The 22,745-nt window shown below is 64.7% G+C and carries 22 protein-coding genes, 1 other RNA gene and 1 pseudogene; 19 read left to right on the top strand and 5 right to left on the bottom strand.

From position 1 onward, the window contains the following. The first annotated feature begins 65 nt into the window (after positions 1 to 65). Positions 66 to 689 carry a glutathione S-transferase N-terminal domain-containing protein gene (locus B3E94_RS18680; protein ID WP_176512368.1) on the top strand — a complete coding sequence of 208 codons (624 nt, stop codon included), beginning with the start codon at positions 66 to 68 and terminating at the stop codon, positions 687 to 689. Positions 690 to 699: 10 nt separating this feature from the next. Next, positions 700 to 1,131 (top strand): ClpXP protease specificity-enhancing factor, encoded by a 432-nt coding sequence (locus B3E94_RS18685; RefSeq protein ID WP_176512370.1) that lies wholly within the window; start codon positions 700 to 702, stop codon positions 1,129 to 1,131. A gap of 48 nt (positions 1,132 to 1,179) precedes the next feature. On the opposite strand, the gene B3E94_RS18690 is transcribed toward B3E94_RS18685, so the two are convergent. The 5 genes from B3E94_RS18690 to B3E94_RS18710 all read right to left on the bottom strand — a co-directional run bounded on the left by B3E94_RS18690 (position 1,180) and on the right by B3E94_RS18710 (position 4,994). Continuing rightward, positions 1,180 to 1,398, bottom strand: a complete 219-nt coding sequence (locus tag B3E94_RS18690) for a YgdI/YgdR family lipoprotein (protein WP_176512373.1) — start codon at positions 1,396 to 1,398, stop codon at positions 1,180 to 1,182. Positions 1,399 to 1,550: 152 nt separating this feature from the next. Next, complete coding sequence (locus B3E94_RS18695; protein ID WP_236235251.1) at positions 1,551 to 2,129, bottom strand: BON domain-containing protein; 579 nt, start codon at positions 2,127 to 2,129, stop codon at positions 1,551 to 1,553. Further along, complete coding sequence (locus B3E94_RS18700) at positions 2,126 to 2,719, bottom strand: phosphoheptose isomerase (protein WP_012274070.1); 594 nt, start codon at positions 2,717 to 2,719, stop codon at positions 2,126 to 2,128. Before B3E94_RS18700 ends, B3E94_RS18695 begins: the two co-directional genes overlap by 4 nt. Before the next feature lie 86 nt (positions 2,720 to 2,805). Continuing rightward, positions 2,806 to 3,177: a YraN family protein gene (locus B3E94_RS18705; protein ID WP_176512376.1), complete on the bottom strand. Its 372-nt coding sequence runs from the start codon at positions 3,175 to 3,177 to the stop codon at positions 2,806 to 2,808. Next, entirely contained in the window at positions 3,177 to 4,994 is a 1,818-nt protein-coding gene (locus tag B3E94_RS18710; protein ID WP_286914637.1) for a penicillin-binding protein activator, read from the bottom strand. Before B3E94_RS18710 ends, B3E94_RS18705 begins: the two co-directional genes overlap by 1 nt. Positions 4,995 to 5,182: 188 nt before the next feature. Between B3E94_RS18710 and rsmI the strand changes: the two genes are divergently transcribed. From rsmI to B3E94_RS18795, 17 genes and pseudogenes are all read left to right on the top strand, one after another. Further along, positions 5,183 to 6,058, top strand: coding sequence for a 16S rRNA (cytidine(1402)-2'-O)-methyltransferase (gene rsmI, locus B3E94_RS18715; protein ID WP_286914639.1), 876 nt, complete (start codon positions 5,183 to 5,185; stop codon positions 6,056 to 6,058). A gap of 67 nt (positions 6,059 to 6,125) precedes the next feature. Beyond that, an RNA gene (rnpB, locus tag B3E94_RS18720) (RNase P RNA component class A) lies at positions 6,126 to 6,485 on the top strand. Between the two features lie 309 nt (positions 6,486 to 6,794). Continuing rightward, a complete protein-coding gene (gene mraZ / locus B3E94_RS18725) occupies positions 6,795 to 7,250 on the top strand; it encodes a division/cell wall cluster transcriptional repressor MraZ (protein WP_016395508.1) in 456 nt (151 codons plus the stop codon). Continuing rightward, complete coding sequence (gene rsmH / locus B3E94_RS18730; protein ID WP_371871936.1) at positions 7,247 to 8,194, top strand: 16S rRNA (cytosine(1402)-N(4))-methyltransferase RsmH; 948 nt, start codon at positions 7,247 to 7,249, stop codon at positions 8,192 to 8,194. The genes mraZ and rsmH overlap by 4 nt, the downstream gene beginning before the upstream one ends. Further along, complete coding sequence (gene ftsL, locus B3E94_RS18735) at positions 8,191 to 8,484, top strand: cell division protein FtsL (RefSeq protein WP_176512381.1); 294 nt, start codon at positions 8,191 to 8,193, stop codon at positions 8,482 to 8,484. The genes rsmH and ftsL overlap by 4 nt, the downstream gene beginning before the upstream one ends. Next, positions 8,484 to 10,217: a peptidoglycan D,D-transpeptidase FtsI family protein gene (locus B3E94_RS18740; protein ID WP_176512966.1), complete on the top strand. Its 1,734-nt coding sequence runs from the start codon at positions 8,484 to 8,486 to the stop codon at positions 10,215 to 10,217. The genes ftsL and B3E94_RS18740 overlap by 1 nt, the downstream gene beginning before the upstream one ends. Further along, complete coding sequence (locus B3E94_RS18745) at positions 10,214 to 11,704, top strand: UDP-N-acetylmuramoyl-L-alanyl-D-glutamate--2,6-diaminopimelate ligase (protein ID WP_414708163.1); 1,491 nt, start codon at positions 10,214 to 10,216, stop codon at positions 11,702 to 11,704. The genes B3E94_RS18740 and B3E94_RS18745 overlap by 4 nt, the downstream gene beginning before the upstream one ends. Continuing rightward, positions 11,697 to 13,064, top strand: coding sequence for a UDP-N-acetylmuramoyl-tripeptide--D-alanyl-D-alanine ligase (locus B3E94_RS18750; protein WP_286914640.1), 1,368 nt, complete (start codon positions 11,697 to 11,699; stop codon positions 13,062 to 13,064). The genes B3E94_RS18745 and B3E94_RS18750 overlap by 8 nt, the downstream gene beginning before the upstream one ends. Continuing rightward, positions 13,064 to 14,146: a phospho-N-acetylmuramoyl-pentapeptide-transferase gene (mraY, locus tag B3E94_RS18755; protein ID WP_176512388.1), complete on the top strand. Its 1,083-nt coding sequence runs from the start codon at positions 13,064 to 13,066 to the stop codon at positions 14,144 to 14,146. The genes B3E94_RS18750 and mraY overlap by 1 nt, the downstream gene beginning before the upstream one ends. Before the next feature lie 6 nt (positions 14,147 to 14,152). Then, the gene (murD, locus tag B3E94_RS18760; RefSeq protein WP_286914641.1) at positions 14,153 to 15,499 is read left to right on the top strand and encodes a UDP-N-acetylmuramoyl-L-alanine--D-glutamate ligase; all 1,347 of its coding nucleotides are present in this window, start codon (positions 14,153 to 14,155) and stop codon (positions 15,497 to 15,499) included. Next, positions 15,496 to 16,710, top strand: a complete 1,215-nt coding sequence (gene ftsW, locus B3E94_RS18765; protein ID WP_371871938.1) for a putative lipid II flippase FtsW — start codon at positions 15,496 to 15,498, stop codon at positions 16,708 to 16,710. Before murD ends, ftsW begins: the two co-directional genes overlap by 4 nt. After that, positions 16,700 to 17,779, top strand: coding sequence for an undecaprenyldiphospho-muramoylpentapeptide beta-N-acetylglucosaminyltransferase (murG, locus tag B3E94_RS18770; protein ID WP_176512391.1), 1,080 nt, complete (start codon positions 16,700 to 16,702; stop codon positions 17,777 to 17,779). Before ftsW ends, murG begins: the two co-directional genes overlap by 11 nt. Beyond that, positions 17,772 to 19,220: a UDP-N-acetylmuramate--L-alanine ligase gene (murC, locus tag B3E94_RS18775; RefSeq protein WP_286914643.1), complete on the top strand. Its 1,449-nt coding sequence runs from the start codon at positions 17,772 to 17,774 to the stop codon at positions 19,218 to 19,220. The genes murG and murC overlap by 8 nt, the downstream gene beginning before the upstream one ends. After that, on the top strand, positions 19,217 to 20,173 hold the full coding sequence (locus B3E94_RS18780) for a D-alanine--D-alanine ligase (RefSeq protein ID WP_286914644.1): 957 nt from the start codon (positions 19,217 to 19,219) through the stop codon (positions 20,171 to 20,173). The genes murC and B3E94_RS18780 overlap by 4 nt, the downstream gene beginning before the upstream one ends. A 6-nt stretch (positions 20,174 to 20,179) precedes the next feature. Continuing rightward, a complete protein-coding gene (locus tag B3E94_RS18785; RefSeq protein WP_176512395.1) occupies positions 20,180 to 21,049 on the top strand; it encodes a cell division protein FtsQ/DivIB in 870 nt (289 codons plus the stop codon). A 14-nt stretch (positions 21,050 to 21,063) separates the two neighbouring features. Continuing rightward, positions 21,064 to 22,326 carry a cell division protein FtsA gene (gene ftsA, locus B3E94_RS18790; protein WP_286914645.1) on the top strand — a complete coding sequence of 421 codons (1,263 nt, stop codon included), beginning with the start codon at positions 21,064 to 21,066 and terminating at the stop codon, positions 22,324 to 22,326. Between the two features lie 55 nt (positions 22,327 to 22,381). Beyond that, a pseudogene (locus B3E94_RS18795) lies at positions 22,382 to 22,745 on the top strand (cell division protein FtsZ); the annotation flags it as partial.

The raw sequence follows: 22,745 nt of genomic DNA on the forward strand, positions 1-22,745 counted from the left end.
GCCAGGACGCCCCGGGCGCGTTTTCATTTACAGTTTCACAAGCATCCCTTGCGAGGAGGCGCTACATGGGCGCAACCAACCGGTTAGCCTGCTATTCCGACCCCGCTGACCATTATTCTCATCGGGTACGCCTCGTGCTCGCCGAGAAAGGCGTCAGCGTGCAGGTCATCGACGTCGATCCCGCTCGCCTTCCGCCGAAGCTGGTTGAAGTAAACCCTTACGGCACTGTGCCGACCCTGGTCGATCGTGACCTGGCGTTGTATGAATCGACCGTGGTGATGGAATACCTCGAGGAGCGTTATCCACATCCGCCATTGATGCCGGTGTACCCGGTGGCGCGCGGTAACAGCCGCTTGCTGATGCATCGCATCCAGCGCGACTGGTGCGCCCTGGCTGATACCATACTCGACCCGCGCAGCAAGGATGCCGCCCGTACCGAGGCACGCAAGGCGCTGCGCGAGAGCCTCACGGGCGTGTCGCCTCTGTTTGGCGAATTCGCCTGTTTCATGAGCGATGAGCAAAGCCTGGTCGATTGCTGTCTACTGCCCATACTCTGGCGTTTGCCGGTGTTGGGTATCGAACTGCCGCGGCAAGCCAAGCCGCTGCTGGATTACATGGAGCGACAGTTCGCCCGCGAGCCATTTCTGGCGAGCCTGTCCTCTGTTGAACGTGAAATGCGCAAGCTTTAAGGAGCCGTTGATGAACTCCAGTCGCCCCTATCTGGTTCGAGCACTGTACGAGTGGATCGTCGACAACGATTGCACCCCTCATATGCTGGTCAATGCCGAGTACCCGGCTGTCCAGGTGCCGCAAGGCTTCGCCAGTGACGGCCAGATCGTCCTGAACATCTCCCCCAGTGCCGTGCGCAACCTGCACATGGACAACGAAGCGGTGAGCTTCGAGGGGCGTTTCAGTGGTGTGTCCCATTCGCTGTTCGTGCCGGCCGCTGCCATTCTCGGGATCTATGCCCGTGAAAACGGCCAGGGCATGGTCTTCGAGCTGGAGCCGCCGGTCATGCAAGATGACGAGCTAGAGGAAGAAGGTGTCGAGCCTGACGACGATGGCCCGCCAGAAGGCGGGGGGCAGCCGCCGCGCCCAAGTGGCCGGCCAAGCCTGAAGGTGGTCAAGTAACAAAAAAGGCGATCCGAATGGATCGCCTTTTTCATTGCCGGCCCGCCATTACAGGTCGCTGATGGTGCGTACCTGGTCCTTGTTGATGCGGGTGCGCTTGCCGTCCAGTTGCTGGAACTCGTAGAAGCCGGTGGCCTTCTCGTAGCGCGGCGCGTCGACTGCCTGGAATTCGCGGCCGTCGTTGAGGGTGATCAGGCTAGGGGTGGAGCAGCCGGCCAGGGTGGCGAAAGCGCCGATCAGCAGGGCAGGCAGCAGAAGCTTTTTCATGCGGTGTTTCCTGGGGTTCTGAAGGGTAAGGCGTTGCCTGTTAGGGCCTCATCGCCGGCAAGCCCGCTCCACAGGAGCCCACAAACTTCGAGATTGTGGCGTTTCTGTGGGAGCCGGCTTGCCGGCGATGAGGCCCTAACAGGTCGGTGAAATCAGTCGATGTACTCGAACAGCTTGACGATCTTCTGCACGCCCGACACGCCCTGCACCACGGCAGTGGCCGAGTTGGCCTCCTGCTGGGTCACCAGGCCGAGCAGATAGACGATACCGTTCTCGGTGATGACCTTGATGCGCGAGCTGGGCACGGCGTTGTCGGTCAGCATCTGCGTCTTGATCTTGGTGGTCAGCCAGGCGTCGTTGTTGCGCGCGAGGATGGAGGAGGGCTGCATCACCTGCAGTTCGTTGTGCACCTTCTTGACCCGCTGCACCTGGCTGGCAGTCTGCTCGGCCAGGCTCTTGAGGTCGGCGCGCGGGGTTTGCCCGGCCAACAGCACGATGCCGTTGTAGCTGCTGACGACGATGTGCGAGCTCTTGTCCAGATCCGGGCTGGCCTTGGCGATGTTCACCGAGGCTTTGGTCTCGATCAGCGAGTCGTCGATCTTGCTGCCGATGGTGCGTGTGCCGCGATCATCCTCGATCGGCGAATTGCGGGTCGAGGTCAGTACCGAGCTGCAGCCGGTGACGCTCAGGCACAGGGTCAGGGCCATCAGGCCGAGGCGCTTGGGGATCATTCTTCACTCCCGAACAGTTGGCTGTCGATCAGATCGCACAGGCAGTGGATCGCCAGCAGGTGGACTTCCTGAATACGTGCAGTGACCGTCGAAGGGACGCGGATTTCCACATCTTCCGGCAGCAGCAGCGACGCCATGCCGCCACCGTCACGCCCGGTCAATGCTACGACAATCATTTCGCGATCATGTGCCGCCTGGATCGCTTGAATCACGTTGGCCGAGTTGCCACTGGTAGAAATCGCCAGCAGAACGTCGCCGGGCTGGCCCAGGGCGCGAATCTGCTTGGAGAAGACTTCGTTGTAGCTGTAGTCGTTGGCGATCGAGGTCAGCGTCGAGCTGTCGGTGGTCAGGGCGATGGCCGGCAGGCTCGGGCGCTCGCGCTCGAAGCGGTTGAGCAGCTCCGACGAGAAGTGCTGGGCGTCGCCAGCCGAGCCGCCGTTGCCGCAGGCGAGCATCTTGCCCTCGTTGAGTAGCGCATTGACCATGACCAGGCTGGCCTGCTCGATGTGCGGTGCCAGGATGTCCATTGCCTGTTGCTTGGTGTCGATGCTGGCCTGGAACAGCCGGCGAATTCGGGATTGCATGTCCATCTGGTGACCTTAAGTGGGGCGGTGGCCTTTGCTACGCGCAACAGGGACCAGCCCGCGAAACATAGAGCAAAAATAGTGGAGTGGGTTCAGCATTCGAAGGCGTTTTTCAGCCATTGAAGCGGAAGGCCTGCATGGTGGCTGCCCTGCAGGGCGACAACGTCAAAGCGGCAGGGGTAATCGGCCCAGCGGGACTCCTTCTGCAGGAACAGGCTGGCGGCAAGCACCAACCGTTTCTGCTTGCGCCCGTCGATACTGCCGAGGGCGCCGCCAAAGCCCGCATGCAACCGGTAGCGGACTTCGACGAATACTACTGTATCGGCGTCGAGCATGACCAGATCAAGCTCGCCTCCTTTGCATCGCCAATTGCGCGTCAGCAGCTGCAAGCCTTGCCCTTGAAGGTGCTCAAGGGCTTGCTGTTCGGCAGCCTGGCCAGCGCTGGTGGGCGATGCGTCCGGCATCAGCGGCTGGTGTCCGGCAGGCGCTTGACCTGGCCGCCGGAGAACTCGGCCCATGGCAGCTGGCGCTCGATGCGCTGGCTGGCATTCATGCTCAGGCTGCCGGAGAGGCCTTGTACGCGGTTGTCCGGCAGTGCCTTCAGCTGGCCCAGGCGTGGCGCCAGGCTGTAGGCATCGACGCCCATGGCGTACAGGCGGCCGAGGCTGCCGGCGGCTTGTGGCCATTGCTGCACCACCTGCTGACGCAGGCTGTTGCTGGTGTCGAGCAGCCACGGGGTTTCGCAGAAGCGAATGCCGTTCATGTCGTTGTACTGGTTCACGTCGCCGCTGGCGCTGTACAGGTTCGAGGTGGCGTAGACCGGCACGTCACCGGCGTACTGGAAGTTCAGGGTCGGCTTGATCTGCTGCGCCTGTTGTGGGGTCGAGGCGAGGAAGATGAAGTCGATGTCCTGGCGGCGCGACGGCTGCGCGGCGATGCTGCCGCCTACGGTGCTCTGCAGGCTCTGTGCACGGCTTTCGCTCTGGCGCAGCTGGAACAGGTTGGCGATCTGTTGCGCCAGGGCGACCGGCTGGGCGATGCGCTCGGCAGCGATGATGGTGCCGCCGTTGCCTTCCCAGTCCTGACGGAAGGCAGCCAGTACGCGGTCGCCCCATTCGCCGCTCGGCACCAGGGCCACGGCACGGACCATGCCGTCGGCGCGGGCGCGGCGGGACACTTCGCGGGCTTCGTCCTCGGCGGCAAGGCCGAACTGGAACAATTGTGGCGGAGCCTTCTGGCCGGCGTCGGCGTAGTTCAGGGCGAGGGTGTTGATCGGCAGCTGGGTATTGGCGGCGAGCTTCTTGACCAGTGGCTTTTCCAGCGGGCCGATGACCAGCTGCACGCCGTCGGCCTGGGCCTGGCGGTAGAAGTCGTCGAGCGAGCCGATGCGCGAGCTGTCGTAGACCTGAACTGCCGGCGCTTGCTGGCCTGCCTGCTGAGCCTGGAAGTGCGCGGCCATGAAGCCGTCACGCAGGGCGCGGGCAACACCCGCCAGCGGGCCTTCCTGGGGCAGCAGCAGGCCGATCTTGGTCAGCGGCTGGCTGGCCAGCTCCTTGAGCTTGGTCAGGGCCAGCGGCAGTTGCTTGGCAGCGGGGTGGTCCGGGTGCTGCTTGCGCCAGGTGTCGATGGCCGCCTGTTGCTGTTCCAGGGTACCGGCGCTTTTTACTGCCAGGGCCAGGCTGGTCCAGCCGGCCAGGGTTTCGTTGTTGGCCGGCTGCTGCAATTGCTCGGGCGGCAGCGAGGCGACCAGCGCCCAGATGGCATCGTTGTTGGCGCTGGCGGCCTGGCCGCTGAGCAGCGGGGTCAGCAGCACGCGCTGCTGGGCGGCGGCGAGGGCCTGGCCATCGGCTTCCAGGGCGGCGGCGTGCACGCTGTAGGTGCGTACCTGCTGTTCTTCCGGCAGTTCACCGATATGTTGCAGGCTTGGGTGCGACAAGGCGGCCAGGGCGGCCTTGGGCTGGTTGCGGCTCATCGCCAGCTCGGCGCCGAGGGTGGCGGCGAAGATCTGCTGGGCAGGCTTGAGCGTGTCCATCGGCACTTGCTCGAGGATGCGTGCGGCGCGTGGGTAGTCCTTCTGCTTGTAGGCCAGGTCGGCGGCGCTCAGGCGCAGCAGGGCGGCGTCTTGCGCGGACTTGCTGGTGGCCGCCTTTTCGAGCAGTTGCTCGATGCTGGCGTCCGGCGTGCGTGGCAGTTCGCCCAGGCTGGATGAGGGCGAGCTGGCGCAGGCTGCCAGCAGGGCGGCGAGGCAGAGGGCTGTGAACAGCCGCAGGCAAGCGATCATGTAAAGGTCCTGTTACTCGATCAAGTTGGCCGGCAATTGTACCCAAGCGGCGGCCCGGGCGCGATGTTGCTGTATGCCGAACCTTCACTATAGGTGCCCAGGCGCAGGCCGTTGGCGAAGTTCTTTGCGCCCTGTTGCCGGTGCTCGGGCTACAATGGCGCCTTTGATCCGAAAGACAGGTGTGCGCAGTGACTGATGTGGCAGGGGTTTCGAAATCCACCGTGGGGACGCTGTATGTGGTCGCTACCCCCATCGGCAACCTGGACGACATGAGCGCCAGGGCCTTGAAGGTATTGGCCGACGTTGCCTTGATCGCCGCCGAAGACACCCGGCATTCGATTCGCCTGCTGCAGCATTTCGGCATCGACACGCCCCTGGCGGCCTGCCATGAGCACAACGAGCGTGACGAGGGTGGGCGTTTCATCGGCAAGCTGCTGGCGGGGGAGGACGTGGCGCTGGTTTCCGATGCCGGTACGCCGCTGATTTCCGACCCGGGCTATCACCTGGTGCGCCAGGCCCGCGCCGCAGGGGTCAAGGTGGTGCCGGTGCCCGGTGCCTGCGCGCTGATTGCCGCGCTGTCCGCTGCTGGCATGCCTTCGGACCGGTTCATCTTCGAAGGTTTCCTGCCGGCCAAGGCCGCAGGCCGTCGTGCGCGCCTGGAGCAGGTCAAGGAAGAGCCGCGCACGCTGATCTTCTACGAGGCGCCACACCGTATCCTCGAATGCCTGGAAGACATGGAGCTGGTCTTCGGTGCCGAGCGCCCGGCGTTGCTGGCGCGTGAGCTGACCAAGACCTTCGAGACCCTCAAGGGCCTGCCGCTGGGTGAGCTGCGCGCATTCGTCGCAGGCGACAGCAACCAGCAGCGCGGCGAGTGCGTGGTGCTGGTCGGTGGCTGGAGCGCGCCGGAAGGCGAGGAGGGCGTCAGCGCCGACGCGCAGCGCGTGCTGGACTTGCTGCTGGCGGAGTTGCCGCTCAAGCGTGCGGCAGCCCTGGCGGCTGAAATTACCGGTGTGCGCAAGAACGTGTTGTATCAATTGGCCCTGGAAAAGCAGAAACTTCAGTAGTGGCACTTTGATATAATTTGCACTGTCGCTTGTTCTTGGGCGCGGCTGCCGTTAACCTTGTCGGCGGAGAGTCGATCGGACAGTCGCTGCCTTCTTTTGTTCCGCAAAGGAAGGGGGAGGAAAGTCCGGGCTCCATAGGGCAGAGTGCCAGGTAACGCCTGGGAGGCGCGAGCCTACGGAAAGTGCCACAGAAAATAACCGCCTAAGCACTTCGGTGCCGGTAAGGGTGAAAAGGTGCGGTAAGAGCGCACCGCACGGCTGGCAACAGTTCGTGGCTAGGTAAACCCCACTCGGAGCAAGACCAAATAGGGTTCCATTAGGCGTGGCCCGCGTCGGAACCGGGTAGGTTGCTAGAGGCGTCCAGTGATGGCCGTCGTAGAGGAATGACTGTCCTCGACAAAACCCGGCTTACAGATCGACTCTCCACCTCCCTCCCTCCTGCTTAATCGATAGCAGATCCCCCTCTGGTAATACCGAAAAAATCTTACTCTTAATAAATCACTTTAACTTCGAACTGCATGTGTTTGCGTCGGTTTGATTTTTCACGTTTTTTTCATCCTCCGGTATTCCTTCCACCTTCCTATATCGCGCTAAATCTCGGTCCTGTAAGGGTTTTCCTTATGAACGTGCCTTGACGGTGCAGCGGACGGATTCCTATAGTGTGCGCAAGTGGCAGAAAGTGGGATGAAGTGGGTTTTCTGGCACAAAAAAGCTAACATTGTGGGGAATCGCAGCCGTGTTCCGCGGAGCCAACGCCGTCAGCCTCGATGCAAAAGGCCGTCTCGCCATGCCGAGCCGGTACCGTGACGAGCTCGATTCGCGTTGCAATGGTCAGCTGATCGTGACCATCGACGCCGTTGACCCCTGCTTGTGTGTTTATCCCCTCGATGAGTGGGAACAGATTGAAGCCAAGTTGCGTGCCTTGCCGTCGTTGCGTGAGGAAAACCGCCGCCTGCAGCGTTTGCTGATCGGTAATGCGGTTGACCTGGAGCTCGATGGCAGTGGTCGTTTCCTGGTACCGCCCCGCCTGCGTGAGTACGCCAAGCTGGACAAGAAGGCGATGCTGGTGGGGCAGCTGAACAAATTCCAGCTGTGGGATGAGGATGCCTGGAACGTGGTTTCGGCAGCCGACCTTGCAGCTATCCAACAACCGGGCGCCATGCCCGACGATTTGCGTGACCTGATCCTGTGACCATAGATAGCGGCTTCAACCACATTACCGTCCTGCTCGACGAAGCTGTCGAGGCATTGGCCCTGCGCGCCGACGGTTGCTATCTGGACGGCACCTTCGGCCGAGGCGGGCACAGCCGCCTGATCCTCAGCAAGCTCGGGCCGCAAGGGCGGCTGCTGGGCTTCGACAAAGATCCTCAAGCGATTGCCACCGGGCAAGCGCTGGCGGCCGAAGACGGCCGCTTTGTCATTGTGCAGCGCAGCTTTGCCGAGTTGGGCGCCGAAGTGGCCGAGCGCGGCCTGGCCGGCAAGGTCAGCGGCATCCTGCTCGACCTGGGCGTGTCCTCGCCGCAGCTGGATGACCCCGAGCGCGGCTTCAGCTTCCTCAACGATGGCCCGCTGGACATGCGCATGAACCCTGACCAGGGCATCAGCGCAGCCGAATTCATTGCGACCGCGCCCGTGGAGGAAATCGCCCGGGTATTCAAGGAATACGGCGAAGAGCGCTTTGCCGGGCGCATGGCGCGTGCCGTGGTCGAGCGCCGCGAAAAGCAGCCGTTCACCCGTACCGCTGACCTCGCCGAAGTGCTCAAGGTCGCCAACCCGGCGTGGGAAAAGGGCAAGAACCCGGCTACCCGCGCCTTCCAGGGCCTGCGCATTCACGTCAACAACGAACTGGGCGACCTCGAGGCCGGCCTTGAAGCGGCGCTCGATGCCCTGGAAGTCGGCGGCCGCCTGGCGGTGATCAGCTTCCACTCGCTGGAAGACCGCATCGTCAAGCTGTTCATGCGCAAGCTGGTCAAGGGCGAGGCCGACAACCTGCCACGCAACCTGCCGGTACAGCACAAGGCCTTCGAGCCCAAGATCAAGCTCATCGGCAAGGCACAGTTCGCCTCCGAAGCCGAACTCAAGGCCAACCCGCGGTCGCGCAGCGCCGTGATGCGGGTGGCGGAGAAGCTTCGGTGAGCCGGCTCTTTGCCAAACCTTTGCCAGGCGGAAGCTTCCTGATGCTTCTGCTGTTCGTCGCTGTGCTCGTTTCGGCCATCGCGGTCTCCTACAGCGCGCATTGGAATCGCCAGCTGCTCAACACCCTTTACGGCGAGTTGAGCGAACGCGACAAGGCCCAGGCCGAGTGGGGCCGGCTGATCCTTGAGCAAAGCACCTGGACCGCCGCCAGCCGCATCGAGAACCTGGCGTCCGAGCAGTTGAAGATGCGCGTGCCGGCGGCTGACGAAGTGCGGATGGTGGCGCCATGATGAAGCTCGAAGGCGCACTCTACCCGTGGCGCTTCCGGGTGGTGATCGGCTTGCTGGCCGTGATGGTGGGTGCCATCTGCTGGCGCATCATCGACCTGCAGGTGGTCGACCGTGATTTCCTCAAGGGCCAGGGCGATGCCCGCAGCTTGCGGCATATTCCGATTCCAGCGCACCGTGGCCTGATCACCGACCGCAACGGCGAGCCCCTGGCCGTCAGTACCCCGGTCACTACCCTCTGGGCCAACCCCAAGGAAATGCAGGCCTCCAAGGACCGCTGGCCGCAGCTCGCCGCCGCGCTGGGGCAGAACGCCCAGCAGCTGACCGAGCGCCTGACCCAGCAAGCCAACAAGGAATTCATCTACCTGGTCCGCGGCCTGACCCCGGAGCAGGGCCAGCACGTGCTGGACCTGAAGATGCCTGGTGTCTATGGCCTCGAAGAATTCCGCCGCTTCTACCCGGCCGGTGACGTCACCGCGCACATGGTCGGCTTCACCGACCTCGACGACCACGGCCGTGAAGGGGTGGAGCTGGCCTACGATGAGTGGCTCGCCGGGGTGCCCGGCAAGCGGCAGGTGATCAAGGACCGGCGCGGCCGGCTGATCAAGGACATCCAGGTGACCAAGAACGCCAAGGCCGGCAAGACCTTGGCGTTGTCCATCGACCTGCGCCTGCAATACCTGGCCACCCGCGAGCTGCGCAACGCCATCGCCGAGCAGGACGCCAAGGCCGGCAGCCTGGTGATCATGGACGTCAAGACCGGTGAAGTCCTGGCCATGGTCAACCAGCCGACCTACAACCCGAACAACCGCCGCAGCATGTTCCCGGCGGCCATGCGCAACCGGGCGATCATCGACGTGTTCGAGCCGGGCTCGACGGTCAAGCCGATTTCCATGAGCGCCGCCCTGCAGAGCGGGCGCTGGAAGCCTACCGACAAGGTCGAGGTGTACCCGGGCAGCCTGCAGATCGGCCGCTACACCATCAAGGACGTGTCCAGAAGCGAAGGCCCGATCCTCGACCTGACCGGCATCCTGATCAACTCCAGTAACGTGGGCATGAGCAAGATCGCCTTCGATATCGGTGGCGAGGCCATCTACCGGGTCATGTCCCAGGTCGGCCTGGGCCAGTACACCGGCCTGGGCTTCCCGGGCGAGCGCGTCGGCAACCTGCCCAACCACCGCGAGTGGCGCAAGGCCGAAACCGCGACCCTGTCTTACGGCTACGGCGTGTCGGTGACCGCCCTGCAACTGGTGCACGCCTACGCGGCACTGGCCAACGACGGCAAGATGGTGCCGCTGTCGATCCTCAAGGTCGACAAGGCGCCGGAAGCGGTGCAGGCGATCCCCAAGGAAACCGCCGAAACCGTGCAGGGCATGCTGCAGCAGGTGATCGAGGCGCCGCGCGGGGTATTCCGTGCCCAGGTGCCGTTCTATCACGTGGCCGGCAAGTCCGGTACCGCGCGCAAGGCCACCGTCGGCTCCAAGGGCTACACCGAAAACGCCTACCGCTCGCTGTTCGCCGGCTTCGGCCCGATGAGCGACCCGCGCTACGCCATCGTCGTGGTCATCGACGAGCCGAGCAAGGGTGGCTACTTCGGCGGCCTGGTATCGGCGCCGGTGTTCAGCAAAGTCATGTCGGGCACCCTGCGGCTGATGAACGTGCCGCCGGACAACCTGCCGCCGACGACCGAACAGCAACAAGTGAATGCAGCACCCGCCAAGGGAGGGCGTGGATGATGACAATGCCATTGAGCAAGCTTTTCGCCCACGCCAGCCGCGATCCGCTGATTCGTGAACTGACCCTGGACAGCCGCGCCGTGCGCCCGGGCGACCTGTTCCTGGCCGTGCCGGGTGCCAAGGTCGATGGCCGTGACCATATCGCCGACGCCCTGGCCCGTGGTGCCGCCGCGGTGGCCTATGAAGAGCAGGGCGCCAGCGTGCTGCCGATCACCGATGCGCCGCTGATTCCGGTCAAGGGCCTGGTTTCGCAGCTTTCGCGCATCGCCGGCAGCTTCTATGGCGAGCCAAGCCGCCAGCTGAACCTGGTGGGCGTGACCGGCACCAACGGCAAGACCAGCGTCACCCAGCTGGTGGCCCAGGCGCTCGATGCGCTTGGCCAGCGTTGCGGCCTGATCGGTACCTTGGGTACCGGTTTCTTCGGTGAGCTGCAGAGCGGCCGCTTGACCACGCCTGACCCGATCGCGGTGCAGTCGACCCTGTACGACCTCAAGAAGGCCGGCGCCAAGGCCGTGGCCATGGAGGTTTCCTCGCATGCCCTGGAGCAAGGGCGGGTCGCTGCGCTGGAATTCGATATCGCGGTGATGACCAACCTGTCCCGCGACCACCTCGACTACCACGGCAGCATGGAGGCCTACGAGGCCGCCAAGGCCAAGCTGTTCGCCTGGCCGAGCCTGCGTTGCCAAGTGGTCAATCTCGATGATGCCTTCGGTCGCCGCTTGGCGGATGACTTCGCCCGCCGGCCGAGTGCCGATCACGTCGAAACCCGCCTGCTCAGCTACAGCCTGGAAAACCCCGACGCCTCGCTGTTCTGCCGCGAAGCTGCGTTCAGTGACGATGGTGTGCGCGCCACGCTGGTGACCGCCCAGGGCGAGCGTACCCTGCGCAGCCAGCTGCTGGGGCGTTTCAACCTGAGCAACGTGCTGGCCGCCGTCGCCACGCTGCTGGCGCTGGATTATTCGCTCGACGAAATCCTCAAGGTCACCCCGCAACTGCAAGGCCCGGTAGGCCGCATGCAGCGCCTGGGCGGCGGTGACAAGCCATTGGTGGTGGTGGATTACGCGCACACCCCCGATGCCCTGGAAAAGGTTCTCGAAGCCTTGCGCCCACATGCCCATGGGCAGCTGCTGTGCCTGTTCGGCTGTGGCGGCGACCGCGATCGCGGCAAGCGCCCGCTGATGGCGCAAGTGGCCGAGCGCCTGGCTGACCGCGTGCTGGTCACCGACGACAACCCGCGTACCGAAGACCCGCAAGGCATCTTCGCCGATATTCGTCCTGGTTTCGCCCAGCCTGCCGACGTCGAGTTCGTCGCTGGCCGCGGTGAGGCCATTGCCCACCTGATCGCCTCCGCCGCCGCCAACGATGTGATCGTCCTGGCCGGCAAGGGGCACGAGGATTACCAGGAGATCAATGGCGAACGCCATGATTTCTCCGATCTGGTCGAAGCCGAGAAGGCACTTGCAGCCTGGGAGGCTCCACATGCTTGAACCCATGACACTCAGCCAGCTGACCACGGCACTGGGTGCTCGCCAGGTCGGCGCCGATGCCAGCTTCACCGGCGTCAGCATCGACAGCCGCAGCGTGGGTGCCGGGCAGTTGTTCGTCGCCCTCGCGGGCCCACGTTTCGACGGCCATGACTACCTGGCCGACGTGAAAGCCAAGGGCGCCGTCGCCGCGCTGGTCGAGCGCGAGGTCGCAGGCGTCGATCTGCCGCAGCTGGTGGTCGCCGACAGCCGCCTGGCCCTGGGCCAGCTCGGCGCGTTGAACCGCGCTGCGTTCGACAAGCCCGTCGTTGCCATCACCGGCTCCAGTGGCAAGACCACGGTCAAGGAAATGCTCGCCAGCATCCTGCGCACCCGTGGCCTGGTACACGCTACCCGCGGCAACCTGAACAACGACCTCGGTGCCCCGCTGACCCTGCTGGAAATCGCTGCCGAGCACAGCGCCGCAGTGATCGAGCTGGGCGCTTCGCGCATCGGCGAAATCCGCTACACCGTTGGCCTGACCCAGCCGCAGGTGGTCGTCATCAATAACGCCGGCACTGCCCACGTGGGCGAGTTCGGCGGCCCGGAAAAGATCGTCGAAGCCAAGGGCGAAATCCTCGAAGGCCTGGGCGAGGGCGGCATTGCCATTCTCAACCTGGATGACAAGGCCTTCGCCACCTGGAAGGCGCGCGCCGGTACGCACAAAGTCATCAGTTTCGCCCGCAAGGACGTGCGCGCCGACTTCTACGCCACCGGCATCGGTCGCGATGCGCGTGGCTGCCCATCCTTCAGGCTGCATGGCGCCGGGGATTCGGTGGACGTGCAGCTCAACGTGCTGGGCGAGCACAACGTCAGCAACGCCCTGGCCGCCGCTGCCGCCGCCCATGCCGTTGGTCTGAGCCTGAGCGGCATTGCTGCCGGCCTGAACGCGGTGCAGCCGGTCAAGGGCCGTACCGTGGCGCAGATTGCCGCCAACGGTGTGCGGGTGATTGACGACAGCTACAACGCAAATCCCACCTCGATGTGCGCGGCCATTGATATACTCGCCGGCTTTTCCGGGCGCACCGTTCTGGTGCTGGGGGATATCGGCGAGCTGGGCCAATGGGCCGAAGAAGGCCACCGTCAGGTGGGCGACTACGCACGTGGCAAGGTCGACGCCCTGTACGCGGTGGGCACCAACATGGCACATGCGGTCAAGGCGTTCGGCGCCAATGGCCGCCATTTCGCTACTCAAGCTGAGTTGATCGAAGCCGTTCAGGCCGAGACAGCCAGCGACACCACTATCTTGATCAAGGGCTCGCGCAGCGCTGCGATGGAAAACGTCGTGGCGGCTTTGTGCGGTGCCAGCGGGGAGAAACATTAATGCTGCTGCTGTTGGCTGAGTATCTGCAACAGTTCCACAAAGGCTTCGCGGTCTTCCAGTACCTGTCCCTGCGCGGGATCCTCGGTGTACTGACCGCGTTGTCGCTGGCGCTGTGGCTGGGCCCGTGGATGATCCGTACCCTGCAGATCCGCCAGATCGGTCAGGCCGTTCGTAATGACGGCCCGCAATCGCACCTGTCCAAATCCGGCACCCCCACCATGGGCGGTGCCTTGATCCTTTCCGCTATCGGCGTCAGCACCTTGCTGTGGGCCGACCTGAGCAACCGCTACGTCTGGGTGGTGCTGATCGTCACCTTGCTGTTCGGTGCCATCGGCTGGGTCGACGACTACCGCAAGGTGATCGAAAAGAACTCGCGTGGCCTGCCCAGCCGCTGGAAGTACTTCTGGCAGTCGGTATTCGGCCTGGGCGCGGCGGTGTTCCTTTACATGACCGCGCCGACCAGCGTCGAGACCACGCTGATCGTGCCGTTCCTCAAGGACGTCACCATTCCGCTGGGTATCGGCTTCGTCGTGCTGACCTACTTCGTCATCGTCGGTTCGAGCAACGCGGTCAACCTGACCGATGGCCTCGACGGCCTGGCGATCATGCCGACGGTGATGGTCGGCGGTGCCCTGGGCATCTTCTGCTACCTGTCGGGCAACGTGAAATTCGCCGAATACCTGCTGATCCCCTACGTGCCGGGTTCGGGCGAGCTGATCGTGTTCTGTGGCGCGCTGATCGGTGCCGGGCTGGGCTTCTTGTGGTTCAACACCTACCCTGCGCAAGTGTTCATGGGTGACGTCGGTGCGCTGGCACTCGGTGCTGCGCTGGGCACCATCGCGGTGATCGTGCGCCAGGAAATCGTCCTGTTCATCATGGGCGGCATCTTTGTCGTGGAAACCCTGTCGGTGGTGATCCAGGTCGCCTCCTTCAAGCTGACCGGCAAGCGCGTGTTCCGCATGGCACCGATCCACCACCACTTTGAACTCAAGGGTTGGCCCGAGCCACGTGTGATCGTCCGCTTCTGGATCATCACCGTGATTCTGGTGCTGATCGGCCTTGCAACCCTGAAACTGAGGTAGACGAGCGTGTCACTGATCGCTTCCGACCAATTCCGCATCGTTGTCGGCCTCGGCAAGAGCGGCATGTCCCTGGTTCGCTTCCTGGCGAGCCGGGGCATTGCCTTTGCGGTCGCCGACACCCGCGAGCAACCGCCGGAACTGGACACCCTGCGCCGTGACTACCCGCAGGTGGAAGTGCGCTGTGGGGAACTGGACGTGGACTTCCTGTGCCGCGCCAGCGAGCTGTACGTGAGCCCCGGCCTGGCCCTGGCCACCCCGGCCCTGCAGCAGGCGGCGGCGCGCGGCGTGAAGCTGTCCGGCGACATCGAGCTGTTCGCCCGCCATGCCAAGGCGCCGATCATCGCCATCAGCGGTTCCAACGCCAAGAGCACGGTAACCACCCTGGTCGGCGAGATGGCCGCCCAGGTAGGCAAACGTGTGGCTGTCGGCGGCAACCTGGGCACGCCAGCCCTGGACCTGCTCAGTGATGACGTCGAGCTGTACGTCATGGAGCTGTCGAGCTTCCAGCTGGAAACCACCGACCAGCTCAATGCCGAAGTGGCCACCGTGCTGAACATCAGCGAAGACCACATGGACCGCTACAGCGGCCTGCCGGCCTATCACCTGGCCAAGCACCGGATCTTCCGTGGTGCCCGCCAGGTGGTGGTCAACCGCCAGGATGCGCTGAGCCGGCCGCTGCCGGTGGAAGGCCGCCCATGCTGGACCTTCGGCCTCAATGCGCCGGACTTCAAGGCCTTCGGCCTGCGTGAAGTGAATGGCGAGAAGTACCTGGCCTTCGAGTTCCAGAACCTGATGCCAGCGCGTGAGCTGAAGATCCGCGGCGCGCACAACCAGAGCAACGCCCTGGCCGCCCTGGCCCTGGGCCATGCCGCTGGCCTGCCGTTCGAGCCAATGCTCCAGGCCCTGCGTGAATTCGGCGGCCTCGTCCATCGCTGCCAGTGGGTACGTGAGCGCAACGGCGTTAACTGGTACGACGATTCCAAAGCCACCAACGTCGGCGCGGCCCTGGCTGCCATCGAAGGCCTGGGCGCCGACATCGAAGGCAAGCTGGTGCTGATCGCCGGTGGCGACGGCAAGGGCGCCGATTTTGCCGGACTGCGCGAGCCGGTAGCGCGCTTCTGCCGCGCCGTGGTGCTGATGGGCCGTGATGCCCAGCACATCGCCGACGCCTTGGGCGATGCCGTGCCTCAGGTGTGGGCCACCAGCCTCGACGATGCTGTGCAGCAATGCGCCGCGCTGGCCCAGCCTGGCGACGCCGTGCTGCTATCGCCTGCCTGTGCCAGCTTCGACATGTTCAAGAACTACGAAGAACGCGGGCGCCTGTTCGCCCAGGCGGCGGGGGGGCTGGCATGATCTTCGGCATCCTCAAGCCGTATCCGTCGCCGCTGATCAGCGGCCGTGGCATCGACCTCGACTTCCCGCTGCTGGCTGGCTGCCTGGCGCTGCTTGGCCTGGGCCTGGTGATGATCACCTCGGCGTCCTCGGAAGTGGCCGCCGTTCAGTCCGGCAACCCGCTGTACCACATGTTCCGCCATCTGGTGTACGTGTTCCTCGGCCTGGTCGCCTGCGGCGCCACCATGCTGGTGCCGATCGCCACCTGGCAGCGCATGGGCTTCATGATGCTGATCGGCGCCTTCGGCCTGCTGGTGATGGTGCTGGTGCCCGGCATCGGGCGCGAGGTGAACGGCTCGATGCGCTGGATCGGCTTCAGCTTCTTCAACGTGCAGCCTTCGGAAATCGCCAAGGTGTTCGTGGTCATCTACCTGGCCGGCTATCTGGTGCGTCGGCAGACCGAGGTGCGCGAAACCTGGATGGGCTTCTTCAAGCCGTTCATCGTGTTGCTGCCCATGGCCGCCTTGCTGCTGATGGAGCCGGACTTCGGCGCCACCGTGGTGATGATGGGGGCGGCGGCGGCCATGCTGTTCCTGGGTGGGGTGGGGCTGTTCCGCTTCAGCCTGATGGTGGTGCTGGCGGTGCTGGCGGTGTTCGTGCTGGTTCAGGCGCAGCCCTACCGAATGGCGCGTCTGATCACCTTCACCGACCCCTGGTCCGACCAGTTCGGCTCCGGCTACCAGCTGACCCAGGCACTGATCGCCTTCGGTCGTGGCGAGTGGCTGGGCGTGGGCCTTGGCAACAGCGTGCAGAAGCAGTTCTACCTGCCCGAAGCGCACACCGACTTCGTGTTCTCGGTATTGGCCGAAGAGCTGGGCGTGGTAGGTTCGCTGGTGACCATCGCACTGTTCGTCTTCGTCACCGTGCGGGCTCTGTACATCGGCCTGTGGGCCGAGAAGGCCAAGCAGTTCTTCGCCGCCTACATGGCCTTCGGCCTGGCATTTTTGTGGATCGGCCAGTTCCTGATCAACATCGGGGTGAACGTCGGCCTGCTGCCGACCAAGGGCCTGACCCTGCCGTTCCTCAGCTACGGGGGCAGCTCGCTGGTGATCTGCTGTGCCTGCGTGGGCCTGTTGCTGCGCATCGAGTGGGAGAGCCGCACGCACCTGGGCAGCGAAGAGCACGAATTCAAGGAAAGCGACTTTGCCGAGGAGACCAGCCATGGCCGCTGACGGCAAAAATGTCTTGATCATGGCGGGCGGTACCGGCGGCCACGTGTTCCCGGCCCTGGCCTGCGCCCGTGAATTCCAGGCCCGCGGTTACAGCGTGCACTGGCTGGGCACGCCACGAGGCATCGAGAACGAACTGGTGCCCCAGGCCGGCCTGCCGCTGCACCTGATCCAGGTCACCGGCCTGCGCGGCAAGGGCAAGCTGTCGCTGCTCAAGGCGCCGTTCACCCTGGTCAAGGCCGTGCTCCAGGCGCGGCGCATCATCCGCCAGCTCAAGCCGGTCTGCGTGCTGGGCTTCGGCGGTTATGTGACCGGCCCTGGCGGTGTGGCTGCACGGTTGTGCGGGGTGCCGCTGGTGATCCACGAACAGAATGCCCGCGCCGGTACCGCCAATCGGCTGCTGGTGCCGCTGTCGGCGCGAGTCTGCGAAGCTTTCCCGGGCACTTTCGAGGCCAGCGACAAGCTGCGTACCACCGGCAACCCGGTGCGTGCCGAACTGTTCATGGACGCCCAGCGCCCACCCCTGGCCGAGCGCCGTGCGCGCCTGCTGGTCATGGGCGGCAGCCTGGGTGCGGAACCATTGAACAAATTGTTGCCTAAGGCCCTGTCCGAAGTGCCCGCGGGCCTGCGCCCCGAGGTGTTCCACCAGGCCGGCAAGAACCACGCGCCGATCACCGCCGAGCGTTATCAAGAGGCGGGTGTCGAGGCCCAGGTAGAACCGTTCATCAAGGACATGGCCCATGCCTATGGCTGGGCCGACATGGTGGTGTGCCGGGCAGGTGCCCTGACCGTCAGCGAACTCGCCGCGGCTGGCCTGCCTTCGATGCTGGTGCCATTGCCCCATGCGATCGACGACCACCAGACCCACAACGCCCAATATCTGGCTCGGGAAGGCGCCGCCTTCCTCATGCCACAAGCGACAACTGGCGCAGCGCAACTCGCTGAACGCCTGAACGAGGTGCTGATGCAACCCGAGAAACTCAACACCATGGCAGGCACCGCACGGCGCCTGGCCAAACCTGCTGCAACCAGCACCGTGGTCGATATCTGCCTGGAGGTGGCCCATGGTTGAAAGCCAGAAAGCCATGCCCCAGCCGAAGATGGGCCGCATCCGTCGCATCCACTTCGTCGGTATCGGCGGCGTGGGCATGTGCGGCATCGCCGAAGTGCTGCTGAACCTGGGCTATGAAGTGTCCGGTTCCGACCTCAAGGCATCGCCGGTCACCGAGCGGCTGGAGTCGTTCGGCGCCGAGATCTTCGTCGGCCACCGTGCCGAGAACGCAGCCAATGCCGATGTGCTGGTCGTGTCCAGCGCCATCAACCCGGCCAACCCGGAAGTTGCCACCGCCCTGGAGCGGCGCATTCCGGTGGTGCCGCGCGCCGAGATGCTCGCCGAGCTGATGCGCTATCGCCATGGCGTGGCCGTGGCCGGTACCCACGGCAAGACCACCACTACCAGCCTGCTGGCCTCGGTGTTCGCCGCCGGCGGCCTGGACCCGACCTTCGTCATCGGTGGCCGCCTGACCGCAGCCGGCACCAACGCGCAGCTGGGCACCAGCCGCTACCTGATCGCCGAAGCCGATGAGAGCGACGCCAGCTTCCTGCACCTGCAGCCGATGGTTGCCGTGGTCACCAACATCGACGCCGACCACATGGCCACCTACGAAGGTGACTTCAACAAGCTGAAGAAAACCTTCGTCGAATTCCTGCACAACCTGCCGTTCTACGGCCTGGCCGTGATGTGCCTGGACGACCCGGTGGTGCGCGAGATCCTGCCGCAGGTCAAGCGCCCGACCGTCACCTACGGCTTCAGCGAAGAGGCCGACATCCGCGCCATCAACGTGCGCCAGCAAGGCATGCAGACCCACTTCACCGTGCTGCGCCGTGACTGCGAGCCGCTGGACGTGTCGGTGAACATGCCGGGCAACCACAACGTGCTCAATGCCTTGGCCACCATTGCCATCGCCACTGACGAAGGCATCAGCGACGAAGCCATCGTCCAGGGCCTGTCCGGCTTCCAGGGCGTTGGCCGGCGCTTCCAGGTCTACGGCGAACTGCCGGTCGACGGCGGCAGCGTGATGCTGGTCGACGACTACGGTCACCACCCGACCGAAGTGGCCGCGGTGATCAAGGCCGTGCGCGGTGGCTGGCCAAGCCGTCGCCTGGTCATTGTCTACCAGCCGCACCGCTATAGCCGCACCCGCGACCTGTACGACGATTTCGTACAAGTGCTGGGCGATGCCAACGTGCTGCTGCTGATGGAGGTCTACCCGGCCGGCGAAGAGCCGATCCCGGGCGCCGACAGCCGCCAGCTGTGCCACAGCATCCGCCAGCGCGGCAAGCTCGACCCGATCTACATCGAACGTGGCGCCGAGCTGGCGCCGCTGGTGCAGCCGCTGCTGCGCGCCGGCGACATCCTGCTGTGCCAGGGTGCCGGTGACGTCGGTGGCCTGGCCCCGCAACTGATGAAAAGCCCGCTGTTCGCAGGCGCCAAGCAGGAGAAGTCGAAATGACCAGCGCCTACGACAAGCTGCATTCCACCCTCGACGTCAAGGCCTTCGGCCGCGTGGCCGTGCTGTACGGCGGCAAGAGCGCCGAGCGCGAGGTTTCCCTGAAGTCGGGCAAGGCGGTGATCGAGGCGCTGAGCAGCGCCGGTGTCGACGTGGTCGCCATCGATGTGGGCGATGACCTGCTGGCGCGCCTGCAGAGCGAGAAGGTCGACCGCGCCTTCATCATCCTCCACGGCCGTGGCGGCGAAGACGGCAGCATGCAGGGCCTGCTCGAGTGCCTGGGCATCCCCTACACCGGCAGTGGCATCCTCGCTTCCGCCCTGGCCATGGACAAGCTGCGTACCAAGCAGGTGTGGCAGAGCCTGGGCATTCCGACCCCGCGCCACGCCGTGCTGGCCAGCGAACAGGATTGTATTGCCGCGGGTGCGGAACTGGGCTTCCCGTTGATCGTCAAACCTGCCCATGAAGGTTCCAGCATCGGCATGGCCAAGGTGAACAGCGTGCAAGAGCTGGTCGCCGCCTGGCAGGATGCCGCCAATTACGATTCGCAGGTTCTGGTCGAGCAGTGGATCCACGGCCCGGAGTTCACCATCGCCGTTCTGCGTGGCCAGGTGCTGCCGCCGATCGCCCTGGGCACCCCGCACGTGTTCTACGACTACGACGCCAAGTACATCGCCAATGACACCCAGTACCGCATCCCATGCGGCCTGGACAGTGCCAAGGAGCAGGAACTGATCGCCCTGACCGCGCGCGCCTGTGATGCCATCGGCATCGAAGGCTGGGGCCGGCTGGACGTGATGCAGGACGAGCAGGGCCGGTTCTGGCTGCTCGAAGTCAACACCGCACCGGGCATGACTGATCATAGCCTGGTGCCCATGGCGGCCCGCGCGGCCGGCCTGGACTTCCAGCAACTGGTGCTGGCGATCCTGGCCGACAGCGTCGCGACGCGAGGTTAAACCATCATGCAAGGCGCGATGATACGTCAGCAGCAACCCGTTACCGGCCGTAGCAAGCCGGTGCCGCGCGGTGCCAGCCGACTGGTGGCCGACGAGCCCGTATCGGCGCGCCTGCCGCGGCCGAGCCTGGGCGGCCTCAAGCGCCTGCTGTGGCCGGTGTTGCTGGTGGCCGCAGGCTTTGGCGCCTATGAAGGTGCCATTCGCCTGATGCCCTACGCCGACCGCCCGATCACCAAGATCGACGTGCAGGGCGACCTCAGCTACATCAGCCAGCAGTCGGTGCAGCAGCGTATCGCCCCGTATGTCGCGGCGAGCTTCTTCAGCGTCGACCTCACCGCGATGCGCGCGGAGCTCGAGCAGATGCCGTGGATCGCCCACGCCGAAGTGCGCCGGGTGTGGCCGGACGAGGTGGTGATCCGCCTGGAAGAACAGCTGCCGGTGGCGCGCTGGGGTGATGAAGCCTTGCTCAACAACCAGGGCCAGGCCTTTACCCCGCGCGAGCTGGCCAACTACGAGCACCTGCCGCAGCTGGCCGGGCCGCAGCGTGCCCAGCAGCAAGTCATGCAGCAGTATCAGGTACTGAGCCAGATGCTGCGCCCCCTGGGCTTTTCCATCGCTCGCCTGGAGCTGCGCGAGCGCGGCAGCTGGTTCCTGACCACCGGTGCCGGCAGCACCGGGCCGGGCATCGAGCTGCTGCTGGGGCGCGACCATCTGGTAGAGAAGATGCGCCGTTTCATTGCCATTTACGACAAGACACTCAAAGAGCAGATCACCAACATCGCCCGCATTGATCTGCGTTATGCCAACGGACTTGCCGTTGGTTGGCGGGAACCGAACGCACCGACGACGGCCCAACCCGCCGTTGCGAAGAATTAGAGAGAGGCAGGACCATGGCAAACGCGCATAGCGGCAAAATGATCGTCGGGCTGGACATCGGCACCTCCAAGGTGGTGGCGCTGGTGGGTGAAGTGGGCGAAGACGGCACCCTGGAGATCGTGGGTATCGGTACCCATCCGTCCCGCGGCCTGAAGAAGGGCGTGGTGGTGAACATCGAGTCGACCGTGCAGTCGATCCAGCGTGCGGTGGAAGAAGCCCAGCTGATGGCCGGCTGCCGCATCCACTCGGCGTTCGTCGGCGTGGCCGGCAACCACATCCGCAGCCTGAACTCCCACGGCATCGTCGCCATCCGCGACCGCGAAGTCAGCGTGGCCGACCTCGAGCGCGTGCTCGACGCCGCCCAGGCCGTGGCCATTCCGGCCGACCAGCGCGTGCTGCACACCCTGCCGCAGGACTACGTGATCGACAACCAGGAAGGCGTGCGCGAGCCGCTGGGCATGTCTGGCGTGCGCCTGGAAGCCAAGGTCCACGTGGTCACCTGCGCAGTCAACGCGGCGCAGAACATCGAAAAATGCGTGCGCCGCTGTGGCCTGGAAATCGACGACATCATCCTCGAGCAGCTGGCTTCGGCCTACTCGGTGCTGACCGACGATGAAAAGGAACTGGGCGTGTGCCTGGTGGACATCGGCGGCGGCACCACCGACATCGCCATCTTCACCGAAGGCGCCATCCGCCACACCGCGGTGATCCCGATTGCCGGCGACCAGGTGACCAACGACATCGCCATGGCCCTGCGCACGCCGACCCAGTACGCCGAGGAAATCAAGATCCGCTACGCCTGCGCCCTGGCCAAGCTGGCCGGCGCCGGCGGGACCATCAAGGTGCCGAGCGTGGGTGACCGCCCACCGCGCGAGCTGTCGCGCCAGGCCCTGGCCGAGGTGGTGGAGCCGCGTTACGACGAGCTCTTCACCCTGATCCAGGCCGAGCTGCGCCGCAGCGGCTACGAGGACCTGGTGCCAGCCGGCATCGTCCTCACCGGCGGCACCGCGAAGATGGAAGGCGCCGTGGAATTGGCCGAGGAAATCTTCCACATGCCGGTACGCCTGGGCGTGCCGCACAGCGTTCGGGGGCTCAGCGACGTGGTGCGCAACCCGATCTATTCCACCGGCGTGGGCCTGCTCACCTACGGCCTGCTCAAGCAGTCCGAGGACATGGTCCTGACCGGTAACAGCAACAGCAGCAACAACAGCTATGGCGATGAACCGAAGGCTCCAGTGCTTGAACGCTTCAAGCGCTGGGTCCAGGGCAACTTCTAAGTTTCAAAGCAGTAGTGGTAGGCGCGACAACTAGAGAACTGTAAGGAGAGGGAAAATGTTCGAGCTCGTAGACAACGTCCCGCAAAGCCCGGTCATCAAAGTGATCGGCGTCGGCGGTGGCGGCGGCAACGCCGTCAACCACATGGTGAAGAGCAGCATCGAAGGCGTCGAGTTCATCTGCGCCAACACCGATGCCCAGGCGCTGAAAAACATCGGCGCACGCACCATCCTGCAACTGGGTACCGGCGTGACCAAAGGTCTGGGTGCCGGCGCCAATCCGGAAGTCGGCCGTCAGGCCGCGCTGGAAGACCGTGAGCGCATCGCCGAAGTGCTGCAAGGCACCAACATGGTGTTCATCACCACCGGCATGGGCGGCGGTACCGGTACCGGTGCAGCACCGATCATCGCCGAAGTGGCCA

Source organism: Pseudomonas sp. UBA6315 (assembly GCF_002438125.1).
Classification (GTDB): domain Bacteria; phylum Pseudomonadota; class Gammaproteobacteria; order Pseudomonadales; family Pseudomonadaceae; genus Aquipseudomonas; species Aquipseudomonas faucium.

Coding starts and splice junctions, on each gene's coding strand:
- murG (WP_176512391.1), top strand. CDS start 16,700: ATGGCCGCTGACGGCAAAAATGTCTTGATCATGGCGGGCGGTACCGGC.
- B3E94_RS18680 (WP_176512368.1), top strand. CDS start 66: ATGGGCGCAACCAACCGGTTAGCCTGCTATTCCGACCCCGCTGACCAT.
- B3E94_RS18785 (WP_176512395.1), top strand. CDS start 20,180: ATGCAAGGCGCGATGATACGTCAGCAGCAACCCGTTACCGGCCGTAGC.
- ftsW (WP_371871938.1), top strand. CDS start 15,496: ATGATCTTCGGCATCCTCAAGCCGTATCCGTCGCCGCTGATCAGCGGC.
- B3E94_RS18750 (WP_286914640.1), top strand. CDS start 11,697: ATGCTTGAACCCATGACACTCAGCCAGCTGACCACGGCACTGGGTGCT.
- B3E94_RS18700 (WP_012274070.1), bottom strand. CDS start 2,719: ATGGACATGCAATCCCGAATTCGCCGGCTGTTCCAGGCCAGCATCGAC.
- B3E94_RS18745 (WP_414708163.1), top strand. CDS start 10,214: ATGATGACAATGCCATTGAGCAAGCTTTTCGCCCACGCCAGCCGCGAT.
- ftsA (WP_286914645.1), top strand. CDS start 21,064: ATGGCAAACGCGCATAGCGGCAAAATGATCGTCGGGCTGGACATCGGC.
- B3E94_RS18705 (WP_176512376.1), bottom strand. CDS start 3,177: ATGCCGGACGCATCGCCCACCAGCGCTGGCCAGGCTGCCGAACAGCAA.
- B3E94_RS18740 (WP_176512966.1), top strand. CDS start 8,484: ATGAAGCTCGAAGGCGCACTCTACCCGTGGCGCTTCCGGGTGGTGATC.
- B3E94_RS18690 (WP_176512373.1), bottom strand. CDS start 1,398: ATGAAAAAGCTTCTGCTGCCTGCCCTGCTGATCGGCGCTTTCGCCACC.
- B3E94_RS18685 (WP_176512370.1), top strand. CDS start 700: ATGAACTCCAGTCGCCCCTATCTGGTTCGAGCACTGTACGAGTGGATC.
- murC (WP_286914643.1), top strand. CDS start 17,772: ATGGTTGAAAGCCAGAAAGCCATGCCCCAGCCGAAGATGGGCCGCATC.
- B3E94_RS18695 (WP_236235251.1), bottom strand. CDS start 2,129: ATGATCCCCAAGCGCCTCGGCCTGATGGCCCTGACCCTGTGCCTGAGC.
- mraY (WP_176512388.1), top strand. CDS start 13,064: ATGCTGCTGCTGTTGGCTGAGTATCTGCAACAGTTCCACAAAGGCTTC.
- B3E94_RS18710 (WP_286914637.1), bottom strand. CDS start 4,994: ATGATCGCTTGCCTGCGGCTGTTCACAGCCCTCTGCCTCGCCGCCCTG.
- B3E94_RS18780 (WP_286914644.1), top strand. CDS start 19,217: ATGACCAGCGCCTACGACAAGCTGCATTCCACCCTCGACGTCAAGGCC.